The sequence below is a fragment of the Calidithermus roseus genome (assembly GCF_003574095.1).
Classification (GTDB): domain Bacteria; phylum Deinococcota; class Deinococci; order Deinococcales; family Thermaceae; genus Calidithermus; species Calidithermus roseus.
Map to the genome: position 1 here is coordinate 18148 of NZ_QWLA01000020.1, position 13407 is coordinate 31554.

Consider the following 13407-nt stretch of genomic DNA (forward strand, 5'->3'; position numbering starts at 1 on the left):
CTATCAACCGGCAACTTCCGCGAGGGGTCTACTCTCCTTGCGTCAGGGCCTCGATCATCTGGTTCTTGAGCTGCCAGAGGCGGCTGGAGAGGGAGACGTGGTAGGTGTGGGGGTTGATCAGGCGGCGCACGCCGGGGTCAAGCAACTCCACGTCCTTGCGGTGGCGTTCGCGCAGGACCTCGAGGGGCTGGGGCTCGAGGAGGCGCTTGCCGAGCCAGACCTCGGCGTGGAGGGGCTCGAGACGGCACACCTCCACGTTCACCTTGCGGAGCTTGCCGGCCTCGGAAGGGTGGTGCAGCGTGAGCGAGCGCTCGGCGCGGGGATCTTCGTCGAAGAGGGTGAGCAGGTCGGCGGAGGCCAGCCCGCGCTCGTCGTAGAGCCGCCAGACCTTTTTGCGCCCAGGGTTGAGCACCTTCTCGATGGACTCCGAGACCTTGATCGCCGGCTTCCACTCCCCGCCATCCTGCACTGCCACCACCTTGTACACCCCGTTGAGGGCCGGCTGACCCCAGCTCGTCACCATGCGCGTGCCTACCCCGAACACAAGCCGCTTGATCAGGGCATCGGCATCTACTCCGTAGCGTGGGGCCTCCTCGCGGATTTGGGTGTGGATCTGCCAGATCACCAGCTCATCGAGTTCGGAGGAGAGCACGATCGAGACATCGGCGAAGCCCGCCTTATCGAGCATCTGGGCTGCGCGGATGGAGAGGTAGGCCAGATCGCCCGAATCTAGCCGGATGCCGATAGGGCGGTGGCCCTTGCGCTTGAGCTCCTCGAAGACTTTGATGGCGTTGGGGATGCCGCTCTCGAGCACGTCTACGGTGTCTACAAGCAGCACGGTGTCGTCGGGGTAGACCTCGGCGAAGGCCCGGAAGGCCTCGAGTTCGCCCATGCCTAACGCCATGAAGGCCTGCACCATGCTGTGGGCGTGGGTTCCGGCGGCTTGCAAGCCCAGCTCGTGCGACATCCCCACGTTGGAGCTGCGGTTAGCCCCGCCGATCAGGGCGGCGCGGGTCGCGGCGTTGCCCGCCCCGCTGGCGGCCCGGCGCAGGCCCATGTCCAGAATGTAGGCTGCCGGGCCGGCAGCCTCGCGGATGCGGCTGGACTTGGTGGCGATGAGGGTCTCGAAGTTGAGCTTGTTCAGCAGGGCGGTCTCGAGCAGTTGGGCCTGGGCCAGTGGTCCTTCGATGGCGACGAGGGGCACCTGGGGGTGCACCACCCGGCCCTCGGCCACCGCCCGCAGGGTGAGCCCGTCGAAGGAGCCGTTGCGCCCCATCCAAGCCAGGAAATCCGATCCGAACAGCGGCTTGCCCGCGCGGGTTTTGTGCGAGCGCAAGACCTCGAGCTCCTCCGTGCCAAAGCGCGCGGTCTCCATCCACTCCAGCAGGGGATCCAATCCGGCGAACACGCCATACCCTGCTTGATGCTGTCCGTAATCGGGGTTCTTGCGGTAGAAGTACTCGAACAGCGCAGGTTTCTCGTGGATTCCCAGGCGAAAGTAGACCTGGGCCATGGTGAGCTGGTACTGGTCGGTGAGCAGGATGCCCTCGGTGAGGCTGGACATGGGTTCAATATACGTCGAACGCCAAAGGCCAAATGCTGGATGCCAAGCCCTTCTGGGGGAGAAGGGTTGGGATGAGGGCGGCGTTCTGTGGCACAATACGGGCCATGAGCGGGCTGGTATACCGTGACTTTTTTGCTGAGCAGGGGTTGGAGCCCCTCACTGCCCAGGGCTATCAGCGAGAGGCGCGGGCTCGAGCTTTTCCCTACCTTCAGGCCCTCTCCCGCCGGGTGCTGGTCTATGACGGGGCCATGGGCACCGAGATCTTCAAGTACAACCTCACGGCAGCCGACTTTGGCGGCGAGCAGTACAACGGTTGCCCGGAGGTGCTCAACCGTACCCGGCCCGACGTAATTGCCGCTATTCACCGCAGCTACCTCGAGGCCGGAGCCGACGTGGTGGAGACCAACACCTTCGGGGCCTTCCCCCACGTGCTGGTGGAGTACGGCCTCGAGGCCGAGGCCGAGGAGTTGGCCTACCTGGGGGCCCGCATCGCCCGCCAGGAGGCCGATAAGCTCTCCACCCCCGAAAAGCCCCGCTTCGTGGCCGGGTCGCTGGGACCGGGCACCAAGCTCATCAGCCTGGGGCAGATCAGTTGGCGGGAGATGCTGGGGTCGTATCGCGTAGCCGCCCGCGGCCTGATCCTGGGTGGGGTGGACCTTGTGCTGATCGAAACCTGCCAGGACATCCTCCAGGTGCGTTGCGCGGTGCAGGCGGCCCGCGCGGCCATGCGCGACGTGGGCCGGGAAGTGCCCCTCCAGGTGCAGGTCACGGTGGAGTCCACCGGGACCATGCTGGTGGGCACCGACGACAACGCCGCCCTGACCGCGCTCGAGGCCCTCCCCATCGACGTCATCGGGATGAACTGCGCCACCGGCCCCGACCTGATGGACTCGCACATCCGCTTCTTCTGCCAGAACTCCACCCGCTGGGTCTCCTGCCTGCCCAACGCGGGCCTGCCGCGCAACGAAGGGGGGCGGGTAGTCTACGACCTCACCCCCGCCGAGTTGGTGCGCTGGCAGCTCAAGTTCGTGCGGGAATACGGTCTCAACGTGGTGGGTGGGTGCTGCGGAACCACTCCCGAGCACATCCGCGCCCTGGCTCAGGCTCTGGACGGTCACCCGCAATCCGCTACCCGCAACGCGCAATTCCCTGCCCAGGTCGCCAGCCTCTACCAGGCGGTGCCGCTCAAGCAGGACACCGGCATCCTCATCGTGGGGGAGCGCACCAACGCCACGGGGAGCAAGAAGTTCCGCGAGCTGCTGTTCGCCGGTGACTTCGAGGGGATGCTCGAGCTCGCCCAGGAGCAGGTGGCCGAAGGGGCACACGTCCTCGACGTTTCCGTAGCCTGGACGGGTCGCGACGAGGTGCGCGACATGCGCGAGGTCTTGAAGCGCTTCGCCACCAGCGTGCAGATCCCCATCATGATCGACTCCACCCAGCTCGACGTGATGCAGGAGGCGCTCGAGCACCTGGGGGGCCGGGCTATCCTCAACTCGATCAACCTCGAGGACGGCCTGGAGAAGTTCGACAAGGTGGCCTCCCTCGCCCGCCAGCACGGAGCGGCCCTGGTCGCGCTCACCATCGACGAGGACAAAGAGGCCGGGATGGCCAAGACGCCCGAGCGCAAGGTCGAGATTGCCCTCAGGATGTACGAGCGCCTGACCCAGCTCCACGGCATCCCCCCCAGCTCGATCCTCTTCGACTTGCTCACCTTCCCCATTACCCAGGGCGACGAAGACACCCGCAAGTTGGCGATGTGGACCATCGAGGGCATCCGCCGGGTGCGCGAACTGCTGCCCGAGGTGGGCTTCATCCTGGGTGTCTCCAACGTCTCCTTCGGCCTTTCGCCCCAGGCCCGCGTGGTGCTCAACTCGGTTTTCCTCGACGAGTGCATCAAGGCCGGGCTCACGGCGGCCATCCTCAACGCGGGCAAGATTTTGCCCATCAACCAGATCCCCCAGGAGCAGTACCAACTCGCCCTCGACCTCATCTACGACCGCCGCGCCTTCAACCCCGACGGCTCGGTGGCCCACGACCCGCTCTTCGCCTTCGTGGACTACTTCGCCAAGAACAAGGTGGAGAAATCGTCCGCCGCTGACCCTTTTGCCGGGCTCAGTGTGGAGGAGCGCCTGAAGAAGCGCATCATCGAAGGGCGCAAGGTGGGCCTCGAGGCCGACCTCGAGGCTGCTTTGCAAGCGGGCTACACCCCGGTCTCGGTCATCAACGAGGTGCTCTTGGAGGGCATGAAGGTGGTGGGCGACCTATTCGGCGCGGGCAAGATGCAACTTCCCTTCGTGCTCCAGGCCGCCGAATGCATGAAGGCGGCGGTGCGCTACCTCGAGCCCAAGATGGACCGGCTCGAGGGCGTCCACAAGGGCACCATGGTCCTCGCTACCGTCAAGGGTGACGTGCACGACATCGGCAAGAACCTCGTGGACATCATCCTTTCCAACAACGGCTACAAGGTGGTGAACTTAGGCATCAAGAAGCCCATCGAGGAAATCCTGGCCGCCGTGGAGGAGCACCAGCCCCAGGTGGTGGGCATGAGCGGCCTCTTGGTCAAGAGCACGGTGGTGATGAAGGAGAACCTCGAGTACATGCGCGAGCGGGGCTACCGCATCCCCGTGGTGCTCGGCGGAGCGGCCCTCAACCGCCACTACGTGGAGAACGACTTGCGCCAGATCTACACTACCGGCCCCGTCTACTACGCCTCCGACGCCTTCGACGGCCTGCAACTGATGGACGAACTCTGCGGCCACGCCCCGCCCAAGCTCACCAGTCGCGAGCAGAGTGGGCACAAGTACAAGACCGCCTACGAGATCCTCATGGAGAAGCTCGAGGCCGGTTCGGAGTACATCCCTTCCAACGTTCCCCCCGCCCCCCGCATCCCCAGGCCGCCCTTCTGGGGTCGCAAAGTGGTGCGGGTGGAAGGGGCGGTGTTGCCGCACCGGGCGGGACGCCTCGAGAGCCAGGGCGGTGAACTCGACCTGGGTGTGATCGCCCAGTACGTCAACAAGAACGCCCTCTTTCGCGGCCAGTGGGGCTTTCGCCGGGGCGAGATGGACAAGGCGGAGTACGCGCAGAAGCTTGAGCGCGAGGCCGAGCCTATCTTCCGCGAACTGCTCGAGCAGGCCATGCGCGAGGGGACGCTCGAGCCCGCCGTGGCCTACGGCTTCTGGCCGGTGGCCTCCGACAAGAACAACCTCATCGTCTTCGATCCCCAAAGCGGAGAGGAGCTTTTCGCCTTCAACTTCCCCCGCCAGATGGGCAAGGGCAGCCGCCACCTCTGCATTGCCGACTTCTTCCGCCCCCGCCACGCCGACGCGGTGGGCGACGAGGAGAGCTGGATGCCAAAAGCCGCCTGGGAAAACGGCGCGCGCGACGTGCTGGGCTGCCAGATCGTGACCATGGGCCGCGCCGCCTCCGAGCACGCGGCGAAGCTCTTCGGCTCCGACCGCTACCAGGACTACCTCTACTGGCACGGCTTCTCGGTCGAGATGGCCGAGGCTTTGGCCGAGTACTGGCACAAGCGCGTGCGCCAGCAACTCGGCATCGCCCAGGACGACGCCACCGACCTGCAAGCGTTGTTCCAGCAGGGCTACCAGGGCAGCCGCTACAGCTTCGGTTACCCCGCCTGCCCGCGCCTGGAGGACCAGAAATACCTGCAAGACCTCTTAAAGTGGCAGGAAATTGGCGTGGAGCTTTCCGAGGAGTTTCAGCTTCACCCCGAGCAGTCCACGAGCGCGATCGTGGTACATCACCCGTCGGCGAAGTACTTCAATCTGTAACGACCGCCGGGCGCAGCGAAAGACCTCGAGACCGTTCGCAACGAGTAGCACGAAGTCCAGGCCGCACGATCCCCGACCGGCACGGGCTGAGCAGCCCGTGCTTCTTTTTTTCTTGCCCTTCCGTACAATCGAGGCGATGTCGGACGACGCCGCCACCCTCTACGCCCGGGCCCGTGCTCAGGGCCTGCGCCCGGCCCTGCTCGAGTCCGCCGGGGTCGTAACCCCCTTCGGGCGGCTGACCCTGCTCGGGGTGGGGGCCACGCGGCGGCTCGAGGTGTGGGAAGGCGTCACCTATCTCGACGGGGAGGCGGTGGGGGACGCGCTCGAGGTGTTCGGCTACCTCGAGCAGGGCCTGGGAGCGGGGTACTTCCCGGCCTGGATCGGCTTCTTCGCCTACGAGTACGCCCGTCACCTGGGGCTACCCACCCACGCCCCCCTGCCCGGCTTGCCCGAGGCGGCGTTCCACTTCTATCCCGAGGGGTACGCCTGGCTCGAGGGGCAATGCCTCCAGAGGCCCTCCACGGCGCTCACCCCGCTCCTGGCCGAGCCTCAACCGCTGCCGAAAGTCGAGTTACAAAGCGACTGCCCTGCGGACGCCTTTCTGGCGGGCGTGGCGGAGGTGCAGGAGCGTATCCGGGCCGGTTGGGTCTACCAGGCCAACCTCTCCCACCGCTTTCGCTTCGCGGCGAGCGGGGTGGACCCGCTGGCTCTGTACCGGGCTCTGCGGCGCTACAACCCCAGCCCCTTCATGGGCCTGCTCGAGGGCGAGGCAGATTCCCTTGCGGGACCGGCTTCGCCGGTACGCCGGGAGGGCTACGCGGTGGTCTCGGGTAGCCCCGAGCGACTGTTCGACTACCGGGATGGGCTGATCACCGCGCGGCCCATCGCCGGAACCCGGCCCAGGGGGCGGACGCTCGAGCAGGATGAGGCGCTGGAGGCTGAGCTTCGCGCCAACGCCAAGGAGCGAGCCGAGCACGTCATGCTCGTAGACCTCCTGCGCAACGACCTGGCGCGGGTGTGCGAGCCGGGCAGCGTGGAGGTGAGCGAAGCCTTTACGCTCGAGCGCTACTCCCACGTCATGCACCTGGTCTCTGAGGTGCGGGGGCGCAGCCGTGCCCCCTTGCGCGAGGTATTCGCCAGCATCTTTCCCGGCGGGACCATCACCGGAGCGCCCAAGGAGAGCGTCATGCGCACCATTGCTGAGCTGGAGCCCGTTCCCCGCGGGGCCTACACCGGGGCGATGGGCTACGTCTCGGGGAAGGGCTGCGACTTCAACATCCTCATCCGCAGCTTCAGTTTCGCCGCGGGCACCGGCTATTTCTCGGCTGGGGCGGGCATCGTCATCGAGAGCGATCCCGAGCGCGAGTACGCCGAAACCCAGGCCAAGGCAGAAGCCCTGTTGCAGGCTCTGGGGCAGGGTCGGGAGGGGCAGGCCCCGGCCCTGCCGCGCCGAGACAGCGCTTGGAGGCCGCCAAGACCGGCGAGGCGCCTCGAGGCCCGTGTGCTCTTCCTGGAGAACCATGACTCCTTCAGCTACAACATCGTGGACTACCTCTCGGCGCTGGGGGCCGAGGTGCGGGTGGTCGATCACGGCCAGGCCCCCGACCTTTCGTGGGCCACCCACCTCGTCGTCGGACCGGGGCCGGGCGAGCCGGCGACGGCGGGCCAGACCCTCGAGTGGACCCTGGCCGCGCTCGAGGCCCGCCTGCCCTTCCTGGGGATCTGCTTGGGGCATCAAGCGCTCGGGGTGGCGCTGGGAGCACGGCTCGAACGCTCCCCCCGCCCGGTTCACGGCGAGGCTTTCCCGCTCGAGCACCGTGGGGGTGGGCTTTTCGCGGGAGTGCCCAGCCCGGCCCGCTTCACCCGTTACCATTCCCTGCTCATCCGCGACCTGCCCCCAGTGCTGCAGTTGGAGGCCTGGACTGCCTCCGGGCTGTGCATGGCAGTTTCCCACCGACGAAGCCCGGCCTGGGGCGTGCAGTTTCACCCCGAGAGCATGCTCTCGGAGTACGGGATGGTGCTGCTGAGCAATTTCCTGTCGCTTGGATCGCGTTCCAACCCACACAGCCAGGGATTGCAGGGGATGGCCTGAGGGGAGAAGCGTGACCCGCATCAACGGCGAACCCTTCGACTCAGGGCTGCCCGAAGCCTTCTGGCACGGTTTCTTCGTGTTTACCACGCTTCGCCTAGAAGGTGGCGAACCGCTGTGGCTGCCGGAGCACCTCGAGCGCCTGCGCCTCCACGCCCAGGCCTTAGGCATCGCCTTCCCCGGTTTTAAGGCGCTCGAGCGCGAGGTCGAACATCACTGCCAGCAGCGCACCGACGTGCTGTTGCGGCTGGTGGTGGCCCCCGAGGCTTACGCCTCGAGCGCCCGCCCTTTCGTGCCACCCCCCGAGCCCGACTACGCCCGTGGAGTCCAGGTCCACTACACCACTTTGCGGGTTCACCCTGACCTTGGCCGTTACAAGACCGGCAACTACCTGCCCTATCGCCTGGCCCGGCGCGAAGCCGAGCGGGCGGGTTGCTTCGAGGGCTTGTTGCTCAGCGAACAGGGGCACGTGGTGGACGGCAGCCGCACCAGCCCGCTGCTATGGCGCGACGGCGAGCTGTGGGTGTTGCCAGGCGGGGTGGAGGGCATCACCCGTCAGAAAGTAGTGGAACACGCAACCCAGATGGGGCTTCCGGTGTTTCAGGCTTACCTCAGGCCGGAGGAACTCGAGGGCCAGCTCCTGCTGGCTGGAACCGGTGTCGGCCTGCTGCCGGTGGGCAAGCCGGCGGACCCGCTGCTCGAGGCCCTCATCGCCCATTTCCGGCCCTAGGGTCGAGGCGTACGACGTAGGACATGCGTCTTGCGTTCGGCGTACGACCCGCGCCCGGCCTTTCCCTTGACATCTCTGCCCCCTCTCGCCTACACTCGCATCTAACCGCGCCGGGGCGCGGCGACAACCGAGACATAACACGTTCTCTTATCCAGAGCGGCGGAGGGATTCGGCCCGAAGATGCCGCGGCAACCCGCAGAAGCGTTCGTCCCATCACCGAACTAAGGCTGCAAGGGTGCCAATTCCGACTCCAGGCGGGGGAAACGCCCGGAGGCAGATGAGAGAAGGGTGCGCGTTCGCTAGGCACAGTGAGCCCCCTTCCGGTAGAGAACCGTCATCGGAATGGGGGTTTCGCTTTTGAAACCTCCAGCCAGAAGTCCCGCCCCAAATCCTGCGGTTGGAGGTTTTTTTATGTCCAAGAAGCTCGCCTTCGAGACCTTGCAACTTCACGCCGGTTACAGCCCCGACCCCAGCACGGGCGCCCGCCAGGTGCCCATCTACGCTACCACCTCCTACCAGTTCAACGATGCTGATCACGCCGCGCGGCTCTTCGGGCTGCAGGAGTTCGGCAACATCTACACCCGCATCATGAACCCCACCACCGACGTGCTCGAGAAGCGTATCGCCGCGCTCGAGGGCGGGGTGGCGGGCCTGGCGACGAGCTCGGGCCATGCGGCGCAGTTCCTCACCTTCACCAACCTGGCCCAGGCCGGGGACAACATCGTAGCTACGCCCAACCTCTATGGCGGCACCTGGAACCAGCTCAAGGTCACGCTGCCGCGCTTGGGCATCGAGACCCGCTTCACCAGCCGCGCCGAGAGCCCCGAGGACTTCATCGCCGCCACCGACGAGAACACGAGGGCCTGGTTCATCGAATCCATCGGCAACCCCGCGCTCAACATCCCCGACTTCGAGGCCATCGCCCAGGCCGCGCGGGAGCAGGGTGTGGCCCTGATCGTGGACAACACCTTCGGGCAGGGGGGCTACCTGTTCCGCCCTATCGAGTGGGGGGCCAACGTGGTGGTGCACTCGGGCACCAAGTGGATCGGCGGGCATGGGGCAGCCATCGCCGGGCTGATCGTGGACGGGGGCAACTTCAACTGGGACAACGGGCGCTACCCGCTCCTGACCCAGCCCCAGCCCGGCTACCACGGCCTCGAGCTGACCAAAGCCTTCGGCAACCTGGCCTTCATCCTCAAGGCCCGCGTGGACGGCCTGCGCGACCAGGGCCAGGCGCTGGGCCCCTTCGAGGCCTGGGTGCTGCTGCTGGGTCTGGAGACCCTCTCGCTGCGGGCCGAGCGCCACGTGCACAACACCCTCCTGCTCGCCCACTGGCTGCGCGAGCAGGAGGAAGTGGCCTGGGTCAACTACCCCGGCCTGGAGGACCATCCCAGCTACGCCAAGGCCCAGAAGTACTTCCGCGGCAAGCCGGGCGCGGTGCTCACCTTCGGGCTCAAGGGGGGCTATGAGGCCGCCAAGGGCTTCATCAACCGCCTCGAACTCATCTCGCACCTGGCCAACGTGGGCGACTCGCGCACCCTGGCCATTCACCCCGCCTCCACGACCCACTCCCAGCTCAGCGCCCAGGAGCAGGCGCTGGCCGGGGTCAGCCCCGAGCTGGTGCGCCTGAGCGTGGGTCTCGAGGCCGCCGAGGACCTCAAGGCCGACCTCAAGCAGGCTTTGCGGGCCCCGGTGGGCGTTTGAGCAGGGCAGAAGGGAGGCGAAGGCCGTGAGCACGACCAGCGTGGCGCTTGATCCCGGAGGCAGCCTGATCCAGGAGACCTGGGGCGAGCACGAGGCCCTGCTCTACAAGCCTCCGCGCTCGAGGGGGCGGGTTACGCCGCCCCAGCCCCAGACCGTGCGCCTGAGCGCGCCGGGTGAGGTTTTCGGCCTGGAGCTGGGCGGTCTTTTGCCCGAGCTTCATCTGCGCTACGAGACCTACGGCCACCTCAACGGGGCCAAGAGCAACGCGGTGCTGGTGTTCCACGCCTGGACGGGCTCGGCCCACTTAGCCGGAACCTACGACGAGCCCACCCTCAAGCTGCTGAGCCCCCTCGAGCAGGCTTTCGGCGCCGACGGCTGGTGGGACGCGCTGGTGGGGCCGGGCCGGGTGCTCGACACCCGCCATAGCTTCGTGATCTGCGCCAACCACATCGGCTCGTGCTACGGTTCTACCGGGCCGCTCTCGCGCAACCCCCTCACCGGCGAGCCCTATGGCCCGGAATTCCCCGCCATCACCGTGCGCGACATGGCCCGCGCCCAGGCCCGGTTGCTCGATCACCTGGGCATCGAGCAGGTCACGGTGCTAGGCGGCAGCCTGGGCGGGATGGTGGCGCTCGAGTTCGCCCTGCTCTATCCCGAGCGCGTGCGGCAACTCGTGGTGCTGGCTGCGCCCACTACGCACGGCCCCTGGGCTCGCGCCTTCAACCGCCTCTCCCGCGAAGCCGTGCTCAGCGACCCGGCCTACCGCGGCGGCTACTACAGCGAGCAGCCCCTGGGCCTGCAGCTTGCTCGAGCCATTGCCATGCTCTCCTTCCGCTCGCCACAATCCTTCAACCTGCGCTGGAACGAGAGCCCGGTCAAGGGGGAGAGCTACGTGCTCTACCAGGGCGAGAAGTTCATTCGGCGCTTCGACGCCAACGCCTACTTAGTGCTATCGAAGGCCATGGACACCCACGACGTCACGCGGGGCCGGGGGAGCCTCGAGGCTGCCCTGAACCGCCTGCGGAGCATCCCCAGCCTGTGGGTGGGCATCGACACCGACGTGCTCTACACCGCTGCCGAGGTGCGCCTTGGCGCGCTGCTCTCGGGCGGCGAATACCGCGAGATCCAGAGCCCGCACGGGCACGACGCCTTCCTGATCGAAACCGATCAGGTCGAGGAGATCCTCACGGGGTTTCTGTCGATGGTCGGTAGCTGATAGCCGAACGCCGAACGCGGGTCGTACGTCGTACGCAAGACGCTAAATGCTAAACGCTAAATGCAAGACGCTGTAGGGACGACCCGCGGGTCGTCCCTACCAAATTCCCGGCACCTCAGCCCTCGTACCGCCCTGGGCTGACCTCGGCGAGCCTCGAGACCATCACCGCGGGGTAGATCAGCAGCAGCACGCCTGCGACGCCGATGGCCCAGATGCCCACGCCCTCCACCAGGAAGCCCGCGAGGATGGGGAGGACGGCGCCGGCGCCGTTGGACCATACGTCCAGCACGCCGATGGCCCGGCCGCGCTCGCCTGGGGCGGTGGTGTCGGCGACGACGGTGGTGGCGCCGTTGTAGGTGCCACACCAGCCCAGGCCCACCAGGAAGGTGCCCAGGGTGATGGTGAGGTATTCGTGGGTGAAGCCCACCAGCAGCGCGCCGAGCGCCGAGAGCAGCAGGCCCCCCAGCATCACCGGCTTGCGCCCGATGCGGTCGGCCAGGCGGCCCACCGGCCAGGAGAAGGCGAACATGCCCAGCACGTGCAGGGTCACCGAGAGGGAGATCAGGTTGAAGCTACAGCCTTGCTGGTGCAGCGCCAGCGAGGTCATCGCCATCAGCATGACCATCTGCCCCTGCGCGGCGATCCCGGCCCAGATGGCTACCTTGCGGGGGAAGCTCGAGTTAGCCCTTGAGGGCACCTGGCTCAGGCTCTGAGAGGAAAGCTGGGGATAGTAGTCCCTCAGCCGCAGCGCGATTTGCTTGGGGTCGGGTCGGACCAGGGCGGTGAGCCCGAAGGCCGGGGCTACGCACAGCGGCACGATGAGCCAGGCTACCGCCAGGGGAGACTGCCCCACCTCTACCGCCAGCCGCTCGGCCAGAGCCACGATCAGCGGGGAGAGCAGCGCCCCCAGCAGCGATCCCATCAGCACAAAACTGATCCCCTCGCTGCGGCGCTGCGGAGGGTACATGTCGGCGGCGGCCACCCGAAGCTGCTGGGTGGCCCCCACGCCCGCCCCGAAGACCAGCACCCCCGCCGTGAAGAGCCAGAAGGAACCCAGCCCCATTCCCACTCCCGTCATCAGCGAGCCCAAAAGGGCCAGCAGCAGGCCAATGTAGAGTCCGGTCTTGCGGCCCCTCGAGTCGCTCACCCGGCCTACCGGGTAGGCGATGAGCATGCGGGCCAGACCGGCCAGCGCGGTAGCCAGTCCCGACCAGGTGCTGCTTCCCATCAGCTGCACCACGCTGATGGCCCCGAGCGCGGGAATGAGCTGCATCCCGGCCCCTACCACGGCCTGAGTGATGGCCAGCAGCAAGGTGTTGCGCCGGATGAGGGGCGGGATGCCGGAGGAGGTAGCGGGCTGGGCGGGCTCGAGGGCCATGAGGGAAGGATAACGTATCAGACTTCCCTTGGCCGATAGCCGATAGCTACGGCGGGCACGCTAGCTTGGGCTGGTTCGCTTGCCGTTATAGAAGAGTTTCCAAAGCGACGAAGGTGAACATGCCCAGGCTCACCACCACGTTGGCCTGGAAGAAAGCGGCGTCTACTTTGGAAAGATCGTTGGGCTCGACCAAGCGGTGCTCGTACCACAGCACCACTCCCACACCCAGCACGCCCAGGAAATAGACCGTCCCCGCCCCATACAGCAGGCCGGTGAGTCCGAACCCCAGCCAGGCCAGGAAATGGGTCACGCGCGCGATCTGGAGCGCCAGGGCGAGGCCAAAGCGGGCCGGGACGCTGTGGATGCGGTTGTGTCGGTCGAAATGGAAGTCCTGAGTGGCGTACAGGATGTCGAAGCCCGCGATCCACAGGCCCACGGCAGCCCACAGGGCGAAAGTGGCCGCTTCGAAAGCTCCCGTCACGGCGATCCAGCCTCCCGCCGCCGCCGCGCCGATGGTGAGGCCCAGCCAGTAGTGGCACAGCCAGGTGAAGCGCTTGGTGTAGCTGTAACTCACCAGGAAGAACACCGCCACCGGGAGCAGAGCCGCCGTGAGGCTGTTGAGCTTGAGCGCAGCGATACCCAGCAGCAACAGGCTGACCAGCGAGAGCGCCAGCACCTCGCCCGGACTGACCACGCCCTGGGGCAGGTGCCGCTTGGCCGTGCGGGGGTTGCGCGCGTCGATGGCCCGGTCAATGAGCCGGTTAAGGGCCATGGCCGCGGTGCGGGCCCCCACCATCGCCAGGGTGATCCAGAAGAAGGTTTCCAGGCCCGGCCAGCCGCGTCCGGCCAGCAGCATGCCGCCGTAGGCGAAGGGCAGGGCGAAGAGGGTGTGCTCGAAGCGGACGAGCTCGAGGTAGGTGCGAAGCCGTGCGATCATA

General features: G+C 66.9%; 8 protein-coding genes and 1 riboswitch. Of the genes, 5 read left to right on the forward strand and 3 right to left on the reverse strand.

What is annotated here, in order from left to right:
* Positions 1 to 28 precede the first annotated feature (28 nt).
* Complete coding sequence (locus tag Mrose_RS06760) at positions 29 to 1564, reverse strand: nicotinate phosphoribosyltransferase (RefSeq protein WP_119276741.1); 1536 nt, start codon at positions 1562 to 1564, stop codon at positions 29 to 31.
* A 104-nt stretch (positions 1565 to 1668) separates the two neighbouring features.
* Here Mrose_RS06760 and metH point away from each other — a divergent pair, with 104 nt between their 5' ends.
* From metH to metX, 5 genes are all read left to right on the forward strand, one after another.
* Entirely contained in the window at positions 1669 to 5352 is a 3684-nt protein-coding gene (metH, locus tag Mrose_RS06765; protein ID WP_119276742.1) for a methionine synthase, read from the forward strand.
* Between the two features lie 136 nt (positions 5353 to 5488).
* Complete coding sequence (locus Mrose_RS06770) at positions 5489 to 7444, forward strand: chorismate-binding protein (RefSeq protein WP_119276744.1); 1956 nt, start codon at positions 5489 to 5491, stop codon at positions 7442 to 7444.
* Positions 7445 to 7454: 10 nt separating this feature from the next.
* Entirely contained in the window at positions 7455 to 8171 is a 717-nt protein-coding gene (locus Mrose_RS06775; RefSeq protein WP_119276746.1) for an aminotransferase class IV, read from the forward strand.
* A gap of 144 nt (positions 8172 to 8315) precedes the next feature.
* A riboswitch (SAM riboswitch) is annotated at positions 8316 to 8455 on the forward strand.
* 127 nt (positions 8456 to 8582) lie between these two features.
* Positions 8583 to 9875: an O-acetylhomoserine aminocarboxypropyltransferase/cysteine synthase family protein gene (locus Mrose_RS06780; protein WP_119276747.1), complete on the forward strand. Its 1293-nt coding sequence runs from the start codon at positions 8583 to 8585 to the stop codon at positions 9873 to 9875.
* Positions 9876 to 9900: 25 nt separating this feature from the next.
* Entirely contained in the window at positions 9901 to 11091 is a 1191-nt protein-coding gene (gene metX / locus Mrose_RS06785) for a homoserine O-acetyltransferase MetX (RefSeq protein ID WP_245969635.1), read from the forward strand.
* Between the two features lie 115 nt (positions 11092 to 11206).
* Here metX and Mrose_RS06790 read toward each other — a convergent pair whose 3' ends face one another.
* Positions 11207 to 12469 carry an MFS transporter gene (locus tag Mrose_RS06790; RefSeq protein WP_119276749.1) on the reverse strand — a complete coding sequence of 421 codons (1263 nt, stop codon included), beginning with the start codon at positions 12467 to 12469 and terminating at the stop codon, positions 11207 to 11209.
* 85 nt (positions 12470 to 12554) lie between these two features.
* Positions 12555 to 13403, reverse strand: coding sequence for a menaquinone biosynthesis prenyltransferase MqnP (gene mqnP, locus Mrose_RS06795; RefSeq protein ID WP_182482708.1), 849 nt, complete (start codon positions 13401 to 13403; stop codon positions 12555 to 12557).
* Between the last annotated feature and the right edge of the window lie 4 nt (positions 13404 to 13407).